Annotated in this window: 20 protein-coding genes and 1 pseudogene; 17 read left to right on the top strand and 4 right to left on the bottom strand. The window is 62.9% G+C overall.

Annotated features, from left to right (window positions below; translation table 11 throughout):
- Positions 1-70: 70 nt before the first annotated feature.
- From AB4O16_RS28435 to AB4O16_RS28485, 11 genes and pseudogenes are all read left to right on the top strand, one after another.
- Entirely contained in the window at positions 71-1,126 is a 1,056-nt protein-coding gene (locus AB4O16_RS28435; RefSeq protein WP_160385385.1) for a polyamine ABC transporter substrate-binding protein, read from the top strand.
- Positions 1,127-1,208: 82 nt separating this feature from the next.
- Complete coding sequence (locus AB4O16_RS28440; protein WP_151214762.1) at positions 1,209-2,069, top strand: ABC transporter permease; 861 nt, start codon at positions 1,209-1,211, stop codon at positions 2,067-2,069.
- Positions 2,066-2,872 carry an ABC transporter permease gene (locus tag AB4O16_RS28445; RefSeq protein WP_110661264.1) on the top strand — a complete coding sequence of 269 codons (807 nt, stop codon included), beginning with the start codon at positions 2,066-2,068 and terminating at the stop codon, positions 2,870-2,872. Before AB4O16_RS28440 ends, AB4O16_RS28445 begins: the two co-directional genes overlap by 4 nt.
- The gene (locus tag AB4O16_RS28450; RefSeq protein WP_460156432.1) at positions 2,865-3,944 is read left to right on the top strand and encodes an ABC transporter ATP-binding protein; all 1,080 of its coding nucleotides are present in this window, start codon (positions 2,865-2,867) and stop codon (positions 3,942-3,944) included. The genes AB4O16_RS28445 and AB4O16_RS28450 overlap by 8 nt, the downstream gene beginning before the upstream one ends.
- Before the next feature lie 32 nt (positions 3,945-3,976).
- Positions 3,977-5,260, top strand: a complete 1,284-nt coding sequence (locus AB4O16_RS28455; RefSeq protein WP_460156433.1) for a nucleotide disphospho-sugar-binding domain-containing protein — start codon at positions 3,977-3,979, stop codon at positions 5,258-5,260.
- On the top strand, positions 5,253-5,621 hold the full coding sequence (locus AB4O16_RS28460) for a cupin domain-containing protein (RefSeq protein ID WP_160385381.1): 369 nt from the start codon (positions 5,253-5,255) through the stop codon (positions 5,619-5,621). Before AB4O16_RS28455 ends, AB4O16_RS28460 begins: the two co-directional genes overlap by 8 nt.
- 127 nt (positions 5,622-5,748) lie before the next feature.
- A complete protein-coding gene (locus AB4O16_RS28465; protein ID WP_110661547.1) occupies positions 5,749-6,093 on the top strand; it encodes a cupin domain-containing protein in 345 nt (114 codons plus the stop codon).
- A gap of 5 nt (positions 6,094-6,098) precedes the next feature.
- On the top strand, positions 6,099-7,172 hold the full coding sequence (locus tag AB4O16_RS28470) for an aminoglycoside phosphotransferase family protein (RefSeq protein WP_460156434.1): 1,074 nt from the start codon (positions 6,099-6,101) through the stop codon (positions 7,170-7,172).
- Entirely contained in the window at positions 7,153-8,661 is a 1,509-nt protein-coding gene (locus tag AB4O16_RS28475; RefSeq protein ID WP_460156435.1) for an aldehyde dehydrogenase family protein, read from the top strand. The genes AB4O16_RS28470 and AB4O16_RS28475 overlap by 20 nt, the downstream gene beginning before the upstream one ends.
- Positions 8,662-8,688: 27 nt before the next feature.
- Positions 8,689-9,156: pseudogene (locus AB4O16_RS28480) on the top strand (NTP transferase domain-containing protein); the annotation flags it as partial.
- A gap of 306 nt (positions 9,157-9,462) precedes the next feature.
- Entirely contained in the window at positions 9,463-10,941 is a 1,479-nt protein-coding gene (locus AB4O16_RS28485; RefSeq protein WP_460158097.1) for an aldehyde dehydrogenase family protein, read from the top strand.
- Positions 10,942-11,825: 884 nt separating this feature from the next.
- Here AB4O16_RS28485 and AB4O16_RS28490 read toward each other — a convergent pair.
- Positions 11,826-12,785 (bottom strand): HlyD family secretion protein, encoded by a 960-nt coding sequence (locus AB4O16_RS28490; protein ID WP_460156436.1) that lies wholly within the window; start codon positions 12,783-12,785, stop codon positions 11,826-11,828.
- A gap of 3 nt (positions 12,786-12,788) precedes the next feature.
- Positions 12,789-13,148: a DUF3302 domain-containing protein gene (locus AB4O16_RS28495; RefSeq protein WP_460156437.1), complete on the bottom strand. Its 360-nt coding sequence runs from the start codon at positions 13,146-13,148 to the stop codon at positions 12,789-12,791.
- Positions 13,149-13,299: 151 nt separating this feature from the next.
- Between AB4O16_RS28495 and AB4O16_RS28500 the strand changes: the two genes are divergently transcribed.
- Positions 13,300-13,962, top strand: a complete 663-nt coding sequence (locus AB4O16_RS28500) for a hypothetical protein (protein WP_160388114.1) — start codon at positions 13,300-13,302, stop codon at positions 13,960-13,962.
- A gap of 77 nt (positions 13,963-14,039) precedes the next feature.
- Positions 14,040-15,122 (top strand): sterol desaturase family protein, encoded by a 1,083-nt coding sequence (locus tag AB4O16_RS28505; protein ID WP_460156438.1) that lies wholly within the window; start codon positions 14,040-14,042, stop codon positions 15,120-15,122.
- A gap of 153 nt (positions 15,123-15,275) precedes the next feature.
- On the opposite strand, the gene mug is transcribed toward AB4O16_RS28505, so the two are convergent.
- On the bottom strand, positions 15,276-15,797 hold the full coding sequence (gene mug / locus AB4O16_RS28510) for a G/U mismatch-specific DNA glycosylase (protein ID WP_460156439.1): 522 nt from the start codon (positions 15,795-15,797) through the stop codon (positions 15,276-15,278).
- Positions 15,790-16,416 (bottom strand): TetR/AcrR family transcriptional regulator, encoded by a 627-nt coding sequence (locus tag AB4O16_RS28515; RefSeq protein WP_460156440.1) that lies wholly within the window; start codon positions 16,414-16,416, stop codon positions 15,790-15,792. Before AB4O16_RS28515 ends, mug begins: the two co-directional genes overlap by 8 nt.
- A 259-nt stretch (positions 16,417-16,675) precedes the next feature.
- Between AB4O16_RS28515 and AB4O16_RS28520 the strand changes: the two genes are divergently transcribed.
- The 4 genes from AB4O16_RS28520 to AB4O16_RS28535 are packed head-to-tail and all read left to right on the top strand — an operon-like array spanning position 16,676 to position 21,780.
- The gene (locus AB4O16_RS28520) at positions 16,676-17,812 is read left to right on the top strand and encodes an HlyD family secretion protein (RefSeq protein ID WP_460156441.1); all 1,137 of its coding nucleotides are present in this window, start codon (positions 16,676-16,678) and stop codon (positions 17,810-17,812) included.
- On the top strand, positions 17,812-19,308 hold the full coding sequence (locus AB4O16_RS28525) for a DHA2 family efflux MFS transporter permease subunit (protein WP_460156442.1): 1,497 nt from the start codon (positions 17,812-17,814) through the stop codon (positions 19,306-19,308). Before AB4O16_RS28520 ends, AB4O16_RS28525 begins: the two co-directional genes overlap by 1 nt.
- 19 nt (positions 19,309-19,327) lie before the next feature.
- On the top strand, positions 19,328-20,806 hold the full coding sequence (locus tag AB4O16_RS28530) for an efflux transporter outer membrane subunit (protein WP_460156443.1): 1,479 nt from the start codon (positions 19,328-19,330) through the stop codon (positions 20,804-20,806).
- Positions 20,807-20,829: 23 nt separating this feature from the next.
- The gene (locus AB4O16_RS28535; protein ID WP_160388121.1) at positions 20,830-21,780 is read left to right on the top strand and encodes an aldo/keto reductase; all 951 of its coding nucleotides are present in this window, start codon (positions 20,830-20,832) and stop codon (positions 21,778-21,780) included.
- Positions 21,781-21,795: the final 15 nt, after the last annotated feature.

The raw sequence follows: 21,795 nt of genomic DNA on the forward strand, positions 1-21,795 counted from the left end.
CAAGCAATCGTTTCTCGTTTTGCCGTACTGCCTTCGAACACAACAATAAACAATCGTCGGGTGAGTATTTATGAGCAAGCTGAATGATCTTCTGTGCGCGGGATTGGCCGTTTCCCTGGCGATCGCCTCACAGGCTGCAAGTGCAAAAGACATGGTGATTTCCATCTGGGACGGCTACATGGCCCCGGATGCGCTGGAGAAGTTCAAGGCTGCCAGCGGTGTGGACGTCGACAAGGCGCTGCACGCCACCAACGAAGAAATCATGGGCAAGCTGATGGCCTCCGGTGGTGAAGGATACGACGTGGTGTTCGTCTCCTCGCCGTTCGCCGAAGTCCTGCACAAGCAGGGGCTGCTGGCGGACATCGATCCGGTCAAGGTCCCCAACCTGAAAAACCTCTACCCCGAAGCCACGCACCTGGAATATGACCAGGGCAACCGGTTCTCCGTGCCTTACACCTGGGGCACCACGGGCATCTGCTATCGCTCCGACAAGGTGACGCCGGCGCCGCAGAGCTGGAACGAGCTGCTCAATCCGAGCGATGCGCTCAAGGGCAAGGTGACGATGCTGGCCACCGACCGCTGGATGCTCGGCGCCGGTTTCCTCGCCAAGGGCTGGTCGGTCAACGACAGTGACCCGGCGCAAATCGCCGCCGTTCGCGATCAACTGATCGCCACCAAAAAACGCATTCTGGCCTTCGACGACACCACCTTTTACTCCAAGCTGGCCTCCGGCGAATCGCTGATGGCCCACGCCTGGGACGGCTGGTGCAACTACGGCACGCAAGCCAACGCGGCGATCAAGTTCGTGGTGCCCAAGGAAGGGTCCGACCTGTGGGTCGACACCATGGTGGTGCTCAAGAGCTCGAAGCACCAGGACGAAGCCTTCAAGTTCGTCAACTTCATGCTGGCCAAGGAAAACCACGTCTGGGTCGCTGAAAACATCCTCTACAAAATCCCCAACCAGGCGGCCATGGCCGGGTTGTCCGCAGACCTGCTCAAGCAATACCCCAACCTGACCATCGCGCCGAGCGAGCTGGTGAAGATGGAGCAGTTGCGCGACCTGGGCGGCACCACGCAAAAGGCCTACACCCGCGCCGTCACCGAAATCATGGCGGCGCAGAACTAACGCCGCATCGATTCGAGGCATGCCCGGCATGCCTCGCCACGCTCGCAAGCCGCCTCTGTCCCGAGGCGGGAGGATAGGGTTAATGAGTGCTTTGCATGCTGACAGGCGTCTGTCGGCCTGGCTTCTTGCGCCCGGCTTTGGCTGGCTGCTGATGTTCCTGGTGATTCCGTGCCTGCTGGTGCTGGTCTACAGCTTCGTCGAACGCGGTGCCTACGGCGGCATCGACTGGTTGTTCACCTGGGAAAACTACCAGCGTGCGTTCGATCCGCTGTACCTGGGCATCCTGCTCAAGTCGGCGAAGATCGCCGGGCTGGCCACGCTGTTCGCGGTGCTGATCGGCTACCCGGCGGCCTATGCGATTGCCCGGGCGCCACGGCGGCGTCAGGCGGTGTATCTGTTTTTGGTGATGCTGCCGTTCTGGAGCAACTACCTGATCCGCACCTACGCCTGGATCGTCCTGCTCAACCGCGAAGGCCTGATCAATCGCCTGCTGCAAATGCTTGGCTACAGCGGTGAACCCATCAGCCTGCTGTACACCGAATCGTCCGTGGTGTTGGGGCTGGTCTACAACTACATCCCCTTCGTGATCCTGGCGATTTTCTCGTCGCTGTCGCGGATCAACAACGAACTCTGGGACGCCTCGAAAGACCTCGGCGCCTCGGGATGGATGACCTTCCGCCGGATCATCCTGCCGCTGAGCGTGCCGGGTATCGCGGCGGGCGCGGTGTTTGTCTTCGTGCTGAGCATCGGCAACTTCATCACCGCCGACCTGTTGGGCGGCAAGCAGGTGCAGATGGTCGGCAACCTGATCTATTCGCAATTCCTCACGGCGCGGGACTGGCCGTTCGGCGCGGCGCTGAGCTTCTTCCTGATCGCGATCATGCTGATCCTGTTGTTCATCCAGGCCCTGGTGGCCCGTCGTGCAGAAGGGGCGCGTTCATGAGTCAGCCACGTTCTGTCAGCGCCACCGTGCTCGGTTCGCACCTGGGGCTGGTGTACGCCTTCCTTTATATACCGATCCTGGTGTTGATCCTGCTGTCGTTCAACAAGTCCGGATTGCCCACCGCCTGGGGCGGCGTATCGCTGAAGTGGTACGCGGCGCTGGCGCACAACACGGCGATCCTGTCGGCGGCGCTCAACACCCTGATCGTTGCCTTGTCGGCGACCTTCATCGCCTGCGTGCTTGGAACCTTCCTGGCGCTGGGCATCGAGTTGCGCCGCAAGGACAACCACAAGGGCCAGGTGGTCGACACCTTGCTGATGGCGCCGATGATCATTCCCGACATCGTGCTGGCGATCGCGCTGCTGAGCTTTTTCAACCTGCTCAAGGTCGGCCTCGGGCTGCACTCGATCATCATCAGCCACGCCGTGTTCAACATCGCCTTCGTCTGCGCGGTGGTACGCACGCGGCTCAAGCACTTCGACTATTCGATTCTCGAAGCCTCGATCGACCTCGGCGCGGGCTGGTTCACCACCTTGCGCCGGGTGCTGCTGCCGGTGATTTTCCCCGGCGTGCTGGCCGGCGGTTTGCTCTCGTTCACCCTGTCGGTGGACGAATTCATCATCGCCTTTTTCAACTCCGGCTCCGGCCAGGCCTCGACCACGTTGCCCATGCAGATCTACGCCATGATCCGCTTCGGCGTCACCCCGGAAATCAATGCTCTGGCGACGCTGGTGATGCTGGTCAGCATCACCGCGCTGCTGGCTTCGCAGCGTCTCAACAAGGCTCCTCGCACCCATGAATAACTCATCTGCGGTACTGATCCTGGATAAGGTCAGCAAGACTTATGGCAACGGCCTGGCGGTCAACGAGGTGTCGCTGAGCATCCGCGAAAACGAGTTCTTCGCGCTGCTCGGGCCGTCCGGCTGCGGCAAGACCACGCTGTTGCGCATGCTCGCCGGTTTCGAAACGCCTAGCGGTGGCTGCATCTATCTGGACGGCAACGACATCTCGCCGCTGCCGGCGAACAAGCGGCCGCTGAACCTGATGTTCCAGTCCTACGCGCTGTTCCCCAACATGACCGTGCGCAAGAACATTGCCTACGGCCTGGAGATGGAGCGCCTGCCGGAAAGCGAAATCCGCCGGCGGGTCGATGAAGTGCTGAGCACCGCGCAGCTGGGTGAACTGGCCGAACGCAAGCCCGATCAACTTTCCGGCGGCCAGCGTCAGCGGGTGGCGCTGGCCCGGGCACTGGTCAAGCGACCACGGGTGTTGCTGCTCGACGAACCCTTGGGCGCCCTCGACAAGAAGCTGCGGGAGAAGATGCAGCTGGAGCTCAAGCGCCTGCAACACGAGAGCGGCATCACCTTCATCATCGTCACCCACGATCAGGAAGAAGCCCTGGTCATGTCCGACCGCATGGCCGTGCTCGACGGCGGCAAGGTGTGCCAGTGCGGCAGCCCGACCGAACTCTACGAAAACCCCAACAGCCGTTTTGTCGCCAACTTCATCGGCGTCAGCAACCTGCTCGAAGGCGTGCGCACCGGTCAACACTCGGTGCGGGTCAACGGCCAGGAACTGAGCGTGGACACCGACGCGCCGCTGGTGAGCGGCCAGGCCGTTGCCGTGGTGGTGCGCCCCGAGCGCCTGCAAGTGCTGACGGAGCAGGGCGGCGATTGCGCCAATCAGGTCAGCGGCAAGATCGTCGAAATCGCCTACCACGGCCTCGACACCAACCTGCACGTGCAGACAGCGCTCAGCGACAAACCGTTGATCGTGCGCGTGCCGTCCTCGCAGTTCGAATTCGCCCATTTTGCAATCGACACGACCATCCGGCTGGGCTGGCAGGCCCGGCATGCCCGCGTATTGACACGCTGAACAATAAAAAGACCAGGCAGGAGCAGCACTCGATGAAACAGAAAGTGATCGCATTCTTTCCGGAAGCCGCCTACGGCCCGGCGCTTAACTCAGTGGGTATCGCCCAGGCGTGTGAAGCCCTGGGCCACAAGGCGGTGTTCCTCACCGACCCGGGCATGAGCGGTGTGTACGCCGGTTATGGTTTCGAAGAGCACATGGTCAACATGTCGGCGCCGATGCCGGCCGAGGAGATGGCCCGCTACTGGGTGGATTTCATCAACGGCCACATCCCGAACTTCCGCAAGTCGCCGCTCGACCAGATCGACAACTACGTCAAGGAATGCTGGGCGGCCATCGTCGAAACCGCAAAGTGGGCACAAAAGGATCTGCCGGCGGTGCTGGACAAGGTCAAGCCGGACCTGATCTGCGTCGACAACGTGATCCTGTTTCCGGCGATCAAGCAGTACGGCAAGCCGTGGGTGCGGATCATTTCCTGCTCGGAGAACGAGATCGAAGACCCGGATATCCCGCCGCACCTGTCGGGCATGAGCATCGACGACAAGGCCGGCCACGCGCAATTCCGCCAGCGCTTCGAAGAAGTGGTCGGGCCGATCCACGAGGACTTCAACCAGTTCCTCCAGGCCCATGGCGAGCAGCCGTATCCGCTGGGCACGTTCTTTGAAGCCTCACCGTTCATGAACCTGCTGCTGTACCCGGATGCGGTCAAGTTCGACCGCCGCCATCCGCTGCCGGCCGAGCGTTTCCATTACCTGCAAGGCTGCGTGCGCCACGACACGCCGTACGAGATTCCGCAGTTCAGCGCGAACAACGACAAGCCGCTGCTGTACGCCAGCTTCGGCAGCCTCGGTTCCGGCGATGTCGAGTTGCTCAAGCGCCTGATCGAGGCGGTGGGCAAGCTGCCGTACCGGGCGCTGTTCAACGTCGGCGAGCACCTGGATGAGTACCCGGACCTGCCGGACAACGTGCAGATTTCCAACTGGTTCCCGCAGCCGTCGGTGATTGCCCAGGTCGACGCGGTGATCCACCACGGCGGCAACAACAGCTTCACCGAGTGCCTGTTCTTCGGCAAACCGGCGATCGTCATGTCCTACGTCTGGGACGGCCACGACAACGCCATGCGCGCTGAAGAAAGCGGCCACGGCTTCAAGCTCGATCGCTACGAATGGAGCGAGGAACAGCTCGCCCAAAAACTTCACGCGTGCCTCAACGACGAGGCGATGCGCCAACGCCTGCAGCGCACCAGCGCGCAGATGCAATCCCGCAAGGGGCCGCAAGACGCGGCCGCGATTCTCGACAAGGTGCTCAACGATGCCTGATTCATCCACCACGGCGGGTATCACGCCGTACCTCGAAGCCGTCAGCAGCCGCACCGACCTGGTGGACTGGGGCGTGCAGAGCGACGCCGTCGAAGGCGTCTCGCATTCCAGCGGGCGCTTGCTGTTCAAGGGCCCGAACAACAGCCCGGAAACCGGGTTGTGGGTGTGCACGCCGGGGCGCTGGCGGCTGTCGATTCCCCGGGACGAGCTGTGCCATTTCATCGCCGGGCACGCGACCTACCGCCATGACAACGGCGAAGTGATCGAGGTTCGTCCCAACACCCTGGTGCTGTTCCCGGCCGGATGGACGGGTGAGTGCCACGTCCGGGAAACCCTGCGCAACGTTTACATGCTTGCTTGAATTTTGTAGGAGCCGGCTTGCTGGCGATGGCGGTACGTCGGGCGACATCTGTGTCGACTGTCCCAGCGCTATCGCCAGCAAGCCGGCTCCTACAGGTCCGAGAATGACCTTTTACTGGAGAAAATAAATGACTACCCCGTTTCTGTACGACCCGCTGAGCATCACCGACGTCAAGGATTGGGGCGTGATCCCGACCATGCTCGAAGGTGAGTCCCGTGTTTCCGGCGTGGTGCTGCACAAGGGCCCCGAAGGCCAGTCCGAATGCGGTATCTGGATCTGCACCCCCGGCAAGTGGTTCTGCCATGTCACCAGCGACGAGTTCTGCCACTTCCTCGAAGGCCGCTGCACTTACGTCCACGAGTCCGGCGAAGTGATCGAGATCAAGCCAGACACCGCCGCCTTCTTCCGCAAGGACTGGAAAGGCGTGTGTACCGTCCACGAGACCGTGAAAAAGGTCTACATGATCCGGTGACTGCCATGACAGATGCACTGGCGTCATTGCCAACCCGTGAGGACCAGCGCGCCGCCTTCCTGGCCCGCGCCGGTTTTGCCGGGGCCTTGCTGGTCGCCTTGCCGGCGGATGCTTCGACCCGGCGTTATTTCCGCCTGGACGGCGCCGGCCTGTTGCTGATGGATTCGCCGCCACACAGCGAACCCATCGGCCCGTTCGTGCGCATCGCCCGCCAGTTGCAGGGGCTGGGCCTGTCCGCGCCGGCCTTGCTGGCAGTGGACGAGGTGGCGGGGCTGGCGTTGATCGAGGATTTCGGCCACGACACCTACACCCGGCTGCTGCTGGCTGGGCATTCGGAGTCGGCGCTGTATCACCTGGCGGTGGATGCGCTGGTGGCGTTGCATCGCGCAGCGCCCGCCGCGGAACTGGCGCCTTACGACGAGCAGCGACTGGCGGACGAGTACGCGCTGTTCATCGACTGGTACGTGCCGTTGTTGATCGGCAAAGCGGCGGCACTGGCCCTGCGCGATGAGTATCTGGGGCTGTTCGCCGACGCCTGCCGCGACGTCGCACAGCGCCGCGAAGCCCTGGTGTTGCGCGACTTCCACGTCGACAACCTGATGCTGCTGCAAGGCCGTGAAGGTGTCGCGGCCTGTGGCTTGCTGGACTTCCAGGATGCGCTGGCCGGGGCGGCGGCCTATGACCTGATGTCGCTGCTCGAAGACGCTCGGCGCGATGTGTCCGAGGCGTTGCGGGTGGAGTTGATCAGTCATTACCTGTTGCAGCGCCCGGAGCTCGATGCGCTGCGTTTTCTCGACGACTACCGGCGCCTGGCCGCCCAGCGTCACGCCAAGGTGCTGGGGATTTTCGTGCGCCTGGCCGGCCGTGACGGCAAGCACGGTTACCTGGCGCACCTGCCGCGCACCCTCGGTCTGTTTGTCCGCGCCCTGGACGCCGAGGCCTTTGCGCCGCTGCGCCAGTGGCTTGACCGGCACGTGCCGGGCTGGCGTGAGGAATTGCCCGCCGAGACCCTGGCGACATTGCGTGAAACCCCTTATCGATTGGTTCAAGGATCATCCCATGGCCACGTTCAACACTGACACCGCATTGCGCTTCATCAATTCCGAGTTCCAGCCGCTGAGCGATGGCCGAGTGCGCGAAGTGCTCGACCCGGCGACCCTGCAACCGGTCGGGCAAGTCGGCGTGTGTGGCGAGGTCGATGTGCAAGCCGCCATCGACGCCGCCACCGCTGCGCAAAAACAATGGCGCCTGGTCGACGCGAAAAGCCGCGCCGCGCGCCTGCATCAACTGGCCAATGCCATCGAGCAGAACCTGGCCTGCAATCGTGAAGTGGCGCGCCTGATGACCCTGGAAATGGGCAAGCCGTTTCCCGAGGCCATGGGCGAGTTGGCCAACTGCGCGCCGATCTTTCGCTACTACGCGGAAATGGCCCGGGACGATGCCGGCAAGGTCGCCGGCACCACGCAGATCGGCTCGTTCCAGCATGTACGTTATGAGCCCTATGGCGTCAGCGTGCACATCATGCCGTTCAACTTTCCGATCCTGCTGATGTGCTGGACGGTCGCCGCGTCGCTGGCGGCGGGCAACGCCTGCATCATCAAGCCGGCGGAAGCCACGACCCTGTGCACCCTCAAGTTCATGGAGCATTTCACCGCGCTGCTGCCGGGGCTGGTGTCCTGTGTGCCGGGCGATGCCGCGACCGCGCAGTTGCTGGTGCAGTCGGACCAGACTCACGCGGTGGCCTTCACCGGCAGTGTAGCGGCGGGTAAAGCCGTGGCCGTGGCCTGTGCCGAGCGGATGAAACCTTGTGTGATCGAGGCCGGTGGTAGCGATCCGCTGATCATCTCCAGGCATGCGCCGCTGGATGTCGCGGCGGCGGGTGCGGTGACGGCTGCGTTCCACCTGAGCGGGCAGATCTGCACGTCGGCCGAGCGCTTCTATGTCGTTGACGAGGTCCATGACGAATTTGTCGCCAGGTTCGCCGAGCGCACCCGTGCCTTGCGCATCGGTCATGGCCTGGAGCGCTCGGAGATCGGGCCGATGGTCAGCGAAGCGGCGCGCAACAAGGTCATGCGCCTGGTCGATGACGCCGTGGCCAAGGGCGCGACAGTGGTCTGTGGCGGGCGGATTCCACCCGGGCACAACGTCGGCTGGTTCTATGAACCGACCATCCTCACCGGCGTGACCGGCGACATGGCGATTCTGCAGGAAGAGTGCTTCGGCCCGGTGGCGGCGATCTGCCGTGTCAGCGATTTCGACGAGGCGGTGCGGTTGGCCAATGACTCGCCGTTCGGCCTCGGTGCCTCGTTGTTTTCCACGGACCTGGCCGAAGCCATGGAGGCCGCCGAGCGTCTGGAAGCGGGAATGGTCTGGGTCAACAATCCGCTGATCGACAACGATGCACTGCCGTTCGGTGGGTGGAAGATGTCCGGCCTTGGGCGCGAGCTCGGGCGTCAGGGGCTGGAAGCGTTCCGCCGCTCGAAGATGGTCATCATCGACCACCAGCCGAAGATTCAGGACTGGTGGTATCCGTATGCCGACGACGTGTTCTATCGCGATCCGGCCTGAAGCCCGGTTGCACACAGGAGGATCGCGATGAGCGACAACATTGACTGGCCGACGCTGGCGGTGATTCTCGCGGCCGGGCAGGGCACGCGCATGCGTTCGCCGCTGCCCAAGGTCTTGCACCCGGTGGGCAACCGGCCGTTGCTCGGCCATGTGCTGGCGGCGGTGGAGGCGGCGGGTATCGAACAACGGGCGGTGGTGGTGGGCGCGGGCGGCGCACAGGTGGCCGAGTACCTGCAACAGGCCGCGCCGGCAGCGCAGGTGTTTACCCAGCACGAACAACTGGGCACGGCCCACGCGGTGCTCGCCGCGCGGCCGGCATTGCAGGCTCACGAGCAGGGTTGTGTGCTGGTGTTGTTTGGTGATTCACCGCTGATTACCCCGCAGACCTTGAACCGTTTGCGTCGGGCACTGATCGACGGCGCGGCGGTGGCGGTGGCGGGATTCCACACGCAGCAGCCGGGGCCGTACGGGCGCCTGCTGGTGGAGCGGGGGCGTTTGCTGGCCATCCGCGAAGCCAAGGATGCAAGCCCGCAGGAGCTGGACATCAACTTCTGCAACGGCGGGGTCATGGGCCTGCGCGCCGACACCTGCCTGTGGTTGCTCGATCGCATCGGCAACCGCAACGCCCAGGGCGAGTACTACCTCACCGACGCGGTGGCGGTGGCCAACGAGGCGGGGCTTGGGGTGGCTGCCGTGGAAGTGGAGGAAACCGACGTGCTCGGGGTCAATGACCGCGAACAATTGCAGGTCGCCGAACAGCTGTACCAGCAGCGTCGGCAGCGCAGGATCAAGGAGTGTCCCATGGCTGACTATCAGCGGTTGTATATCGGCGGGGAGTGGGTCAGCCCGGTTCAACGCGGTGTTTTCGACACGCTCGATCCGAGTGACGAGACGGTGCTGGCGCGGGTTGCCTCGGCGACCGCAGAGGATATCGAACTGGCCGTGGCCGCGGCGCGCAGGGCGTTTGACGAGGGTGACTGGCCCCGTTGGTCCGGTGCGCGACGAGCGCAGGTGCTGAGGAAGATCGCCGAGGGCATTCGTGTCCGTCAGGACGAACTGGCCGCCATCGAAGTGCGCGACAACGGCAAGCCGCTGCCGGAAGCGCTTTGGGACATCGCCGACACCGCCGGTTGCTTCGACTTCTATGCGGGGCTGGCCGAGCAGTCGGATCAACACAGTGAGCGGTCGATCGAGGTGCCGGATGCGCGTTTCACCTCATCGGTGGTCAAGGAACCGGTGGGTGTGGTCGCCGCGATCATCCCGTGGAATTTCCCGATGCTGATGGCCTCGTGGAAAGTTGCCCCGGCGCTGGCGGCGGGTTGCACCGTGGTGCTCAAGCCCTCTGAACTGACGCCGCTGACGGCGCTTGAACTGGCCGGCATCGCCGACAGGGCCGGGTTGCCGGCCGGGGTGTTGAATGTGGTTACCGGGCTGGGTCGCGAGGCCGGAGCGCCGCTGGCCGAACACCCGCAGGTCGACAAGATCGCCTTCACCGGCAGCGTGCCGACCGGGCGCAAGATCATGCAGGCCGCCGCCAACGAGATCAAAAACATCAGCCTGGAACTGGGCGGCAAATCACCCTTTGTGATCTTCGCCGACAGTGATCTTGAGGCGGCGGTGGAATGGATTCTGTTCGGGATCTTCTGGAACCAGGGCCAGGTCTGTTCAGCCACTTCGCGGGTGCTGGTGGAACGCGGGTTGTACCCGGCATTGCTGGAACGCCTGATTGCCGCGACCGAGCAGATCCGCATTGGCCAGGGTTTCGAAGAGGGGGTGAAACTCGGACCGCTGGTCAGCCAGGGGCAACTGGACAAGGTGCTGGCGGCCATCACAGCCGGCCAGCGCGAGGGCGCCCGCCTGGTGTCGGGCGGGGTGCGGCCGGGTCATCTGCAGAAGGGGTATTACCTGACGCCGGCGATTTTTGCCGATGTGCCCGACGACAGCGCTTTGTGGTGCGAGGAGATTTTCGGACCAGTGGTGTGCCTGCGCGCCTTCGACACGGAGGCCGAAGCGATCCGTTTGGCCAATGATTCGCCGTTCGGCCTGGCGGCAGCGGTGATGTCCCGGGACATCCCGCGCTGCGAACGGGTCGCCCGTGGCTTTCGCGCCGGCATCGTCTGGGTCAACTGCTCGCAACCGACCTTCGTCGAGGCGCCGTGGGGCGGCTACAAGCAGAGTGGCATCGGTCGCGAACTGGGTGAGTGGGGCTACAACAACTACCTGGAAACCAAGCAGATCACCCGCTATAACGGCGAGCCATGGGGCTGGTACTTGAAGTGAAGTGAGCGTCAATCCGAGCTGCCCCAGGACTTGGGGCAGATCATTTTTACCGATTTGTACACTCATGGAACTGAAAACCCTTGTTGCACTCGAACCCTGTACGGGCGAAAGCGGGCGTCGTAACACGAGCTTGCATTGAACGCCCGGTTTGGCTGAAACGCCGGGAGGGTTGCATGGAAACGGGAGCGATGTACAAGTTCGTTGCGGGCTACCTGTTGGTGTGCGCGCTGCTGGCATGGGCGGTGGCCCAGGCGTCTCCGTGGATTGCCTCGCACCTGCTGCTGAACTGGATTCTCTAGCCCCGCAAAACCCCTCGATGCCTCACTCGATAATTCCCCCTGCAGCTGCCCGCTACAGCTTGCACCGCGAAGGTGCTGTCCTCTGTTTGAGCCACATCCTCTGAACTCCGAAAAATTTAATTCGAACGTAAACACGACGCGATCCCTTGTAGGAGCGGGCTTGTCGGGTCGCCGCATCGCAGCGATGGTCGTTAACGATAACGCGGGTAAACCGGATAAACGCGGCGCATTTGAATCCATCGCCGGCAAGCCGGCTCCTACAGGTATTGCGTGTTTCGACCGGTACGCGATCCCTTGTAGGAGCTGGCTTGCCAGCGATGGTCGTCAACGATTACGCGGGTAAACCGGATAAACGCGGCGCACTTGAATCCATCGCCGGCAAGCCGGCTCCTACAGGTATTGCGTGTTTCGACCCGGACGCGGTCTCTTGTAGGAGCTGGCTTGCCAGCGATGGTCGTCAACGATTACGCGGGTAAACCGGATAAACGCGGCGCACTTGAATCCATCGCCGGCAAGCCGGCTCCTACAGGTATTGCGTGTTTCGACCAGGACGCGGTCCCTTGTAGGAGCTGCGACGCTGCCGTATCAATGGAACGGAAAGATGTAGTTCATCCAGGCGGCCATGCGCAGGAGGATCTTGCGCATCATCGCGATGTGATGGAAGTGCTGGCTGTACAGCGCCGCCTGGCCGTAGGCCCCGCCCGGCATCTGGGCGGCGTACTGGGCATAGTCGGGATCGGTGATCTCGATGATCACCGGGACCCGGCCGGCCGGTGGTGAACCGGTGAAGCCGATCAGCGTGCCCGAGGGTTGAATCTGGCCTTCGGCGATGACCGACACGACGGTTTTGACCCTGCCTTCGAATACCTTGCCGGGGATGCCGTCAAACGCGACTTCGGCCTCGTCGCCTTCGGTCAGGCGCAACAGGCTGTTCTGGCGCATCCATGCGGAAAAATAATGCCCCTCGGCAGGAATGAACACCATTGACGGGCGCAGCGGCAATTTGGTCGCCATCATGCCCGGCCGCAGCGAAACGTGGGTGACGAAGCCTTTGCTCGGCGCGCGGACCGTGGTGTTGTCGAGTTCGTACTGCGCGTTGTCCAGTTGTGCCTTCAGGTCGTCGCTGCGCGCGACCACCATGTCCAGTTCCCGTTGGGTGCTGAAATTGCGCTTGATCAACTCGGTGATCCGGGCGCGATCGGCCTGGGCGGCAATCAGCTGTGCCTTGAGGGATTTCACCCGGTATTCGAAAGGCGCGGGATCGATGCGAAACAGCACATCGCCTTTTTCCAGGGGCTGGTTGGTCTTCACCGGCACGTCGATCACCTGGCCGCTGACCACGGGGATCACCGGGACCGAAACGAAATAGGAACGCGCCACCTCGGAGTAGGGGTGGTTGTAGTTCATCGTGAAAATCAGCGCACCGATGATCAGGATCCCGCCCAGCACCGCCGTGGGCACCGTCCATTTGTTCAGGGGGATGCGGAAGATCTTGAAGATGGCAACGCAGAATGCCGCATACGTCAGTATGAGTAAAAGATCCATGGCTTAGATGCCCTCGCCGCGATTGTCCGATGGCAGCTGGCCCGCCGACGCTTCGAGGCGCTCGATCCGCCCTTGCAGTTCGGCGACCTGTTGTTCGAGATGAACCACATGGCTCTTGGGTGAGTGCCCGTCACTGAATCCCCAGCCCCGGTCCTCCCGATAGGCCATGGCCCAGATCCACAGGAACGGCCAGAGCGCGTGCAGGGTGAACAGGCTGACCCAGCCGGTGGCGTGGATCGCATCCTGGTGAGGGTGGTTGCGGTGGACGGCGATTTCATAGGGAATGTCGTGGAGCAGAATGATCCCGTAGAACAAGATGAGCCCGACAAAAATCAGCAGGCCCAGCGCAAAATAATCAAGCATGAATCACTCCTCTTGAAGCAGATAACGTGTGCGCATGAGTGTAGCCGTTCAATCTACACTTGACGGGGATGCGCATCGCCAGCCCGGGCAACCGGTGCCTGGCCCACGCGCCGGCCGCTATCGTGCAGGCAGCCCCGGGGGAGGTGAATTCATGCAAACCAATGGACAATTCGAGAGGGCGCCTGTGCTTGACCCTGTCGAGCGCATTACCGAGGTGATCTTCGGCCTGCTGATGGCCATGACGTTCACCGGCACCATCAGCGTGGCCACGGCAGACCAGGCCGCCGAACGCACGATGATGATCGCCGCCCTCGGTTGCAATCTCGCCTGGGGGCTGGCCGATGCGGTCATGTACCTGTTGCGCGCCCTGGTCGAGCGCACGCGCAGGATCAAGCTGTACCTGGCCTTGCGCAATGGTGCGGACGCCGCGGCCGGGCAGGCGCTGGTTGCGCAGGTGTTGCCGATGCAGTTCGCCACGGCGGCCGGCAGCGAGGGCCTGGAACTGTTGCGCCGGCGGCTGCTCGAGCAGCCGTCCTTGCCGGTCAGGGCAGGCCTGGGCTGGACCGACTTCAAGGGTGCTCTCGGTGTTTTCCTGTTGGTGGTGTGCTCGACTTTTCCGCTGGTGGTGCCGTTCATACTGCTCGATCAGACGGCACTCGCCATCCGGTTGTCCAACCTGGTCGGCCTTGTGGTGCTGTTCATCGCCGGCTGGATGCTCGCCGGTTACGCGGGCGCCAGGCAATGGCAGGGCGGGGTGATCATGGCCGCCACGGGGGCCGTGCTGATCCTTGCAATCATTGCGCTCGGTGGCTGACGACTGGTCATTATTCAACACACTAAAGACTCGTTCTCATTTACAATTGCCCTTCCATTTACCCGGGGCAGACTGATATGGATATTCTCGGCACTATCCATTTCTATTTACTCCAGTGGGTGATCGAACCGGTCACCCGGCAGTTCCTCGGCATTTTCGACTTCAACGGCAGACTCGGTCTATCCTTTCTCTGCATGTCTTACGGCATCGCTTATTGCCTGTTCCGCCTGCGTAAATCCCGGGGTTTGACCGACGCGCGCTCGTTCGGCCAGTTCATCGGCGGCTGCCGAGTGTACCTGCATCGCTCGGCGCTGCTCGACTACCGCTATTACTTCGTACTCGCCATCCTCAAGGTTGTCCTGGTGCTGCCCATCGTCGGCCTGGTCGATCCGTATGTCCTGCGTTCGGCGGACTACATCGGCTTCTTCACCAACCTGTGGGGGGCGCGCACGCAAGTGCAGGAGAACCTGGCGCTGACCCTGCTCTATGGGCTGGGGGTGTTCCTGGTCAAGGACTTCAGCCATTACTGGGGCCATCGCGCTTTTCATTCGCGCTACCTGTGGGCCTTCCACAAAGTCCATCATTCGGCGCCCGTGCTGGTGCCGGCGACGGCCAGCCGCGTGCACTTTCTCGAAGAGGTGGTGGAAAAACTCACGGACATCCTCTGCGTCGGCGCATTTGCCGGCATCTTCTGGTACTTCTGCGGGGGAGAGGTCAGCCGCTATACCCTGTTTGGCGTGACCTACATGGTGTTCATCTTCAACAGCCTGGCGGCCAACCTGCGCCACAGCCATGTCTGGCTGTCCTTCGGGCCGGTGCTCGAGCGTGTGATCAGCAGCCCGGCGCAACACCAGATCCATCACAGCGATGCGCCGCGACACTTCGACAAGAACTTCGGCATCAATCTGTCACTGTGGGACTGGATGTTCGGCACGCTCTACGTCACGCAGTCCAGGCCCGAGGTCATTCACTACGGTACCGGTGAGCAGGATCACGAGCGTTACCTGACGATGAAAGGTTTGATCGTCACGCCGTTTGTGGACATCGCCCGCCAGGTCCTCGCTGAAAAACGTCAGAAAGCACAAGCTGACAGAGGATCTGATCCGTATTTTTCAGCGCAATCTGCCTCTGTAACGGATACAGCCGCCAGCCCACAATAAGTCTTCGGTACGCCGCTGGGGCAAGCGCATGACGCCCCTGTACCGCCAATTCATAGCGTGGGAGGCCGCATGGCCAGGATGACGATTTTTCTCGGCGGTTTTCTGTTGTTGACCATCCTGATCGGTATGCTCGCGACAATTCCACCGGCGTGATCACATCCGCCGGTTTTCCTCGACGGCCAGGCGCAGCTCGCGGTACGCCGTCACCAGTTGCTCAAGGCTGAAGCCACGATTTCTGCCGCTGGGGTTGGGCAAGACCCAGACCGCCGCATTGCCGAAGGTTTGCGCTTGCAGGCCCCAGGCGACCTCCCGCCGGCCGGACAGCGCGCCATACGCCGTCTTGCCCAGGAACGCCACGAAACGCGGGGCATGGCGGGCGATTTTCTGTTCGAAGTCGGCGCCAGCGGCGGTGAATTCGTGCAGGGACAACTGATCGGCGCGGGCCGTTGGCCGTTCGACCACTGCGGTCAATCCGCATCGATACTGCAAGATCGTTCGGTCGTCTTCCGGTTGCACCTGCTCGGGGGTAAACCCGGCGAGATGCAGCGTGCGCCAGAAGCGATTGCCGCGCCCGGCAAAATGGTGCCCCTGGGCAGCGGCAGTCATGCCAGGGTTGATGCCGCAGAAGATCACGGCCAACTGCCCGGCCAGAATATCCTCGAGTTTTTCACTCACCACAGATCACTCTGATTGCATTGCGCGCCAGCGCCGTCAGTTCGGCGCGGGACTTACCGGCCCGGGCACGTATGGAAATGCTGTGCAGCAAAGACGAGGCGAGCACGGCCAGGGCCGCCGGGTCGGCATCGTCTTTCAACTCGCCGGCCGTTTTCGCCGCTTGCAGGCGAACCTCCAGCTCGGCATCCAGCCGGCTCAAGCGGTCGGACAACACCTCACGAATCTGCGGGTCTTCGACGGCCTCGGTGGTGGCCGTGCCGATAGCGAAGCAACCGCGCGGCTGGCCGTCGCCCGAGAAGTAAATCGACAGCTGCCCCTCGTAGAAACGCTGCAAGGCCTCGCTCAGCGGCACGTCCAGGTCTGTCAGCGCCTCGTGCATGGCCGCCGCGGCGAACTCCCAATATTGCTCCAGCGCTTTGATATAGAGCGCGTGCTTGTCGCCGAAGGCCGCATAGAGGCTGGGCCGGTTCATGCCGGCGGCGGTGGCGATGCTGTCCAGGGACGCGCCGGAATAGCCGGTGTTCCAGAACACCCCGAGCGCCTGTTGCAACGCTGTCTGCGGGTCGTAGGCCCGAGGGCGGCCGCGGCCTTTACCCTCTGTCGATTTATTTTGTGCCATGTTGTACAAAATCCTTGTGAAGAGCTGGGTCGAGGGATATTCTTACACCATCGCACAAAATTAAGGAATCAGAAATTCCTTGATCAGGGTTTGTTGTAGCCGAGCGCGAACTGAGTGTTGCGGCGACGAAACCGACGCGCTGGGAGCGATCCTCCCGACCGCGCACGGGCTTGCTTCCTTACTGCATCCATTCACATCCGGGCCGCTGGCGTTTGTTGCCGATGCCGGCCCGATTACCCGGCTAAAGGTGAACTCGATCATGACCAAACAGTTCGATATCCCGGCTTCACAGACCTTCGAGCAGCCTGGCCCCAACCCGGTCGGCGCACCCACCGGAAAACCGCTGAAACTGCGGTTGCGACCCTGGTTGATGGTGGGCGTTCCCATCCTCTTCGCCGCGCTCGGCTATGCCCACCATGTGTCGGGCCTGGCATATGTTTCCACCGATAATGCTTACGCCCGGGTGGCGAAGGCGTCGATCAATGCGCGGATCTCCGGGCAGGTGACCGAGATCGCCGTCGAGGACAACCAGCAGGTTCACAAGGGCCAGGTGCTGTTCCGGATCGACCCGAAACCCTTCCAGATCGCCGTCGACCGCGCACAGGCACAGCTCAGCGTGGCGCGCCTGCGTATCGACGGGCTCAAGGCCAGCTATCGCCAGCAGCAGGCGGAACTGCAGTCGGCGAAAGAGTCGGCCGACTTCGACCAGAAGGACTTTGCCCGCAAGAAAGCACTGGTCGCGACCGAGTTCGTTTCCAAATCGATTTACGAACGGGCCGACACCGACGTGAAGGTCGCGCGGCAGCGGATCGCGTCCATCGAGCAACAGATCGCCAGCACCGTGGTGGCCTTGAACGGCAACCCGAACATCGAGGCCGACAGTCACCCGACGGTGCGCGAGGCCAGGGCGCAGCTCGACGAAGCGCAGCTGTACCTCTCGTACACCACGGTGTATGCACCGCAGGACGGCATCGTGGCCAAGGTGGACGACCTGCAGGTGGGCAACTACCTGAACAACGGCGCACCGGCCTTCGCCCTGTTGTCCGCTCACGAGATCTGGATCGAGGCCAACTTCCGCGAGACCGACGTGGCCCACATGCGCCCGGGCCAGCAAGCCACCATCCGCATCGATACCTACCCGGATCGCGTGTTCAAGGCCCACGTCACCAGCATGAGCCCGGGGGCCGGCTCGGATTTCGCCCTGCTGCCGCCGGAAAATGCGACCGGCAACTGGGTCAAGGTGACGCAGCGGGTACCGGTGCGGCTTGAACTCGACGAACCGGACCCGGCGCTGCCGCTGTTCTCCGGGACCAGTGCCACGGTCAGGATCGACACCCAGTTTCAAAGCCCCTGGTGGCACCCGCTCAAGGCGTTGCTGACCGCAGGTAACTCCTGATGAACGCCCAATCGTTGGTAAGTCCCGGTGGGGAGGGTGCGCGCTCGCTCAGGTTCGCCGCCTTGCTGGCGACCTATATGCAGTCGGCCAACCTGCCGTTGCCGAACTCGGCACTGAGGTTGATTCAGGGCAGCCTGTCGATGACCGACGATCAGGCGGGGTGGATTTTCACCGCGTACCTGGCCGCGAGTGCGATCAGCCTGCCGATCGCGCAGTGGCTGGCCGCACGCTTTGGCCTGAAGCTTGTGTATCAGACTGCACTGGCGTTGTTCGTGCTGGGCTTGTTGCTTGGCACGGCATCGACGACATCGCTGGAGTTCGTCGGCGCACGCATTGTTCAAGGCCTCGCCAGTGGCGTACTGGCGCCGCTGTCGATGGCGATCGCCATGGAAACCTTGCCGCTGCAAAAGCGTGCAACCTTTGGCGCGAGCTGGACCGCCATCGTGCTGTTCGGCATCGTCAGCGGCCCGAGCATCGGTGGCTGGATCGCCGAACACTTTGGCTGGCGGCCGATGTTCTACCTCAGCGTGCCGCTGTCGGCGTTCATCTTCCTGGTGGCGGCACTGCTGTTGACCGAGAAGAAAGCCGAGAAACCGCCGGCGTTCGATTTCTTCGGCTTCGGCACCTTCACCCTCGGCCTGATCAGCCTGCAAATGCTGCTCGACCGGGGGGAACGACTGGACTGGTTCGCCTCGCCGGAGATCTGGATCGAAGCCATGGCGTCGGCGCTGGGGATCTACCTGTTCGTGGTGCATGTGCTGACCTCGAAGGTGCATTTCCTCAACAAGCGCCTGCTCAAGGACCGCAACTTCGTGTTGTCGACGGTGATCTTTTTCGCCCTCGGTTTTGTGCTGTTGTCGACCATGGCCCTGACCTCGCCGATGCTCGACGAGATTCTCGGCTATCCGCCGGACACCACCGGCGCCTTGACCATTCCTCGTGGCATCGGCCTGGTCGGCGCCTTCCTGCTGATGGGGCGCTTGCCCGAGCACTTCGACCGGCGCTACTTCGTCGGGGCCGGTGTCGCCATCGTGATTTATGCCAACTGGATGATGCTCGGCTATTCGCCGCTGATGGACGAGTGGCCCGTGGCGGTCGCCGGTGCGGTTCAGGGCGCGGGCCTGGGCATCCTGATGCCGGCGGTGAGCAAAGTCGCCTTCAGCACCCTTGACCCGGCGCTGCGCCCGGAAGGCACCGGCCTGTTCAATCTGGCCCGGGTCTACGGCAGCACGCTGGGGGTGGCGATCGTGCAGCTGTTTTTCTTCAACAACACTCAGGCCATGCACTTGGCACTGGTCAGCAACCTGACACCGTACCGCGTCGCCACGCAGTCGCTGACTTCGGCGCCGTTGCAGGTGCTGGAAGGGCTCAACGAAATGATCACCGGCCAGGCTGCGTTCATCGCCGTGGTCGACCAGTTCAAGATCCTGCTGGTGGTGATGCTGGTGGTGAGCCCGCTGGTGTTGTTTCTTCGCAAGCCCGTTGCGGCCAATTAGTTTTCGTGGAGTTCGCCAAATGAATGCTTATGCGCTGGTCCTCAACCGCTTTGTGCTGCAAACGAAATTCATGGGATTGTCGCTGCTTGCATGCCTCACCGCCTGCACCGTTGGCCCCGATTACCGGGCACCGGCGGCGAGTGCGTCGCAGCACTATGACCGGCAAGCCGAGCAGCGCCTTGCTGACGGCAACCACCCACGCATCGACCTGGGCAAGAAGGTCAGTGGCGATTGGTGGTCTGCCTTGCGCTCGCCGAAACTCGACCAGGTGATGCGTCGCGCCATCGACGGCAACCTCGATCTGCTGGCCGCCGACGCGACGATCCGCCAGGCCGCGTCTTCGGTTGCGGCGGCGCATGGGGCGCTGTATCCGCAGGTCGATTTCGCGGCCGTGGCCGGTCGGCAACGGCTGCACAACAGCAAGGAACCCTCGATCGCCAACTTCTATGCGATCGGGCCGCGGGTAGGGTTCGACCTTGATGTGTTCGGCGGCAACAAGCGACTGGTCGAGCAGCAGCAGGCGTTCACCGAGCTGCAAACTCACCGCTACGAAGCGGCGTACCTGACCCTGACCGGCAACGTCGCCAGCCAGGCGTTGCTGCTGGCCTCCGCCAACGCGCAGATACAAGCGGTGGAAAAGCTGCTGGCCAACGACGCCAGGAACCTTGAGCTGGTGCGCATGGCCCGCAGCAATGGCAGCGCCACGCAGATCGATGTGTCGCTGGCCGAGACCCGACTCGCCCAGGACCGCACGCTGTTGCCGCCCCTGGCTCAGCAGCGCGATGCCGCCCGGCATGCGCTGTCGATTTTGACGGGGAAGGGGCCGGCGGACTGGATCGCTCCCGACTTCGAGTTGAGCGAGTTTGTCCTGCCGTCGAACATGCCGGTGAGCCTGCCTTCGGAAATGGCCCACGACCGGCCGGACGTGCTGCAAGCTGAGGCGCAACTGCACATGGCCAGCGCGGCGGTGGGCGTGGCGACGGCGAATCTCTATCCCCACCTCACGCTTTCAGCGTCCCTGGCGCAGGCGGCTTCCGGCAACGGCGGCGCGGCACTCTGGGGTTTTGCTGCGGGGTTGGCCGGGCCGCTCTTCGATGGCGGCACGCTCAAGGCCGAACAACAGGCGGCCGTCGACGGCTACAAGGCGACGCTCGCCGGTTACCAACAGACGGTCATCAGCTCGTTCGGCCAGGTCGCCGACACCTTGCAGGCGATCAACCATGACGCCGAGGAACACCTGGCCCAGACCGACGCCCTGCGCGCGGCCGACACCAGCCTGCAGTTGAACCGGCAAGCCTTTGCGCAAGGCGAGAACAGCATCCTTCAGGTGCTGGAAGCGGAGCGTGCTTATCAGCAGGCGCTGCTGGGACATATCCGCGTGAAAACCGCGCAGTACCTCGACACCGTGCAGCTGTTCATTGCGCTGGGCGGCAACTCGGTCGGTGCGTTCGAGCAACGCGTTGCCTCTGGCGACGGGCAGAAACCTTCGTATCAATAATGGCTGCGGCCTGGAGTAGACACATGACCTATGAAGCCTTTCACGACGGCCTGCGCGATACCCGCTTCCCGCTCAACCATGGCACGGTCGAGATGCCGGCAGTCGGTTTCGGCACCTTGTTCCGCGATCTTGCCACCACCACTGACGCGGTGAAGGAAGCGCTGGCCGCCGGTTTCCGCCATTTCGATTGCGCCGAGCGCTATCGCAACGAAGCGCAGGTCGGTGTGGCGCTGACGGACGTACTGGCGGCGGGCAAGATCCGCCGCGAAGAACTGTTCATCACCACCAAGCTGTGGAACACCAACCATCGCCCCGAGCGCGTCGAGCCTGCGTTCGAAGCCAGTTGCCAGCGCCTGCAAGTGGACTACATCGACTGCTACCTGATCCACACGCCGTTTGCCTTTCAACCCGGCGACAACCAGGACCCGCGGGACGAGCAGGGCAACGTCATCTACGACAAGGGCGTGACGCTGATCGAGACGTGGCGGGCACTGGAGCGGTTGGTGGATGAGGGGCGGGCGCGGTCCATCGGGGTGTCCGATATCACCCTGGAAGCGTTGAAGGCGTTGGTCGCTGAGGCGCGGATAAAACCGGCCGTGGTGCAGGTCGAGGCCCACCCTTATCTGCCGGAGTGGGAGCTGCTGGAATTCTGCAAGGAGCACGGGATCATCGTGCTGGCGTTTGCGCCGCTGGGGCATGGTATGGAGCCGAATGTGCTGCAAGACCCGGTGCTCACCGGCATCGCCCGCCGCCTGCAGAAAACCCCGGCTCAGGTCGCGTTGGCCTGGTCGGTACAGCGCGGCGTGGCGTTCCTGACCACCTCGGCCACGCCTAGCCATATCCGCGAAAATATCGATATCGCGACCTTGCCGCACAGGGCCATGATCGAGATCCAGCAAGACATCACAACCCGTATACGCTTCAACTCGGTGGTTGAAACCGGAGTGCCCGGATTCATTCCACGCAAGCCGTAGTGCCTGGCATCAGGG

This window comes from Pseudomonas sp. S2_H10 (assembly GCF_054668285.1).

Excerpts from the sequence above, each read along its gene's own strand:
- AB4O16_RS28515 (WP_460156440.1), bottom strand. The coding sequence starts at position 16,416 with ATGGCACAAAATAAATCGACAGAGGGTAAAGGCCGCGGCCGCCCTCGG.
- AB4O16_RS28495 (WP_460156437.1), bottom strand. The coding sequence starts at position 13,148 with ATGCTTGATTATTTTGCGCTGGGCCTGCTGATTTTTGTCGGGCTCATC.
- AB4O16_RS28465 (WP_110661547.1), top strand. The coding sequence starts at position 5,749 with ATGACTACCCCGTTTCTGTACGACCCGCTGAGCATCACCGACGTCAAG.
- AB4O16_RS28525 (WP_460156442.1), top strand. The coding sequence starts at position 17,812 with ATGAACGCCCAATCGTTGGTAAGTCCCGGTGGGGAGGGTGCGCGCTCG.
- AB4O16_RS28500 (WP_160388114.1), top strand. The coding sequence starts at position 13,300 with ATGCAAACCAATGGACAATTCGAGAGGGCGCCTGTGCTTGACCCTGTC.
- AB4O16_RS28445 (WP_110661264.1), top strand. The coding sequence starts at position 2,066 with ATGAGTCAGCCACGTTCTGTCAGCGCCACCGTGCTCGGTTCGCACCTG.
- AB4O16_RS28505 (WP_460156438.1), top strand. The coding sequence starts at position 14,040 with ATGGATATTCTCGGCACTATCCATTTCTATTTACTCCAGTGGGTGATC.
- AB4O16_RS28435 (WP_160385385.1), top strand. The coding sequence starts at position 71 with ATGAGCAAGCTGAATGATCTTCTGTGCGCGGGATTGGCCGTTTCCCTG.
- AB4O16_RS28450 (WP_460156432.1), top strand. The coding sequence starts at position 2,865 with ATGAATAACTCATCTGCGGTACTGATCCTGGATAAGGTCAGCAAGACT.
- AB4O16_RS28530 (WP_460156443.1), top strand. The coding sequence starts at position 19,328 with ATGAATGCTTATGCGCTGGTCCTCAACCGCTTTGTGCTGCAAACGAAA.
- AB4O16_RS28485 (WP_460158097.1), top strand. The coding sequence starts at position 9,463 with ATGGCTGACTATCAGCGGTTGTATATCGGCGGGGAGTGGGTCAGCCCG.
- AB4O16_RS28535 (WP_160388121.1), top strand. The coding sequence starts at position 20,830 with ATGACCTATGAAGCCTTTCACGACGGCCTGCGCGATACCCGCTTCCCG.
- AB4O16_RS28460 (WP_160385381.1), top strand. The coding sequence starts at position 5,253 with ATGCCTGATTCATCCACCACGGCGGGTATCACGCCGTACCTCGAAGCC.
- AB4O16_RS28490 (WP_460156436.1), bottom strand. The coding sequence starts at position 12,785 with ATGGATCTTTTACTCATACTGACGTATGCGGCATTCTGCGTTGCCATC.
- AB4O16_RS28470 (WP_460156434.1), top strand. The coding sequence starts at position 6,099 with ATGACAGATGCACTGGCGTCATTGCCAACCCGTGAGGACCAGCGCGCC.
- AB4O16_RS28520 (WP_460156441.1), top strand. The coding sequence starts at position 16,676 with ATGACCAAACAGTTCGATATCCCGGCTTCACAGACCTTCGAGCAGCCT.
- AB4O16_RS28440 (WP_151214762.1), top strand. The coding sequence starts at position 1,209 with ATGAGTGCTTTGCATGCTGACAGGCGTCTGTCGGCCTGGCTTCTTGCG.
- AB4O16_RS28455 (WP_460156433.1), top strand. The coding sequence starts at position 3,977 with ATGAAACAGAAAGTGATCGCATTCTTTCCGGAAGCCGCCTACGGCCCG.
- AB4O16_RS28475 (WP_460156435.1), top strand. The coding sequence starts at position 7,153 with ATGGCCACGTTCAACACTGACACCGCATTGCGCTTCATCAATTCCGAG.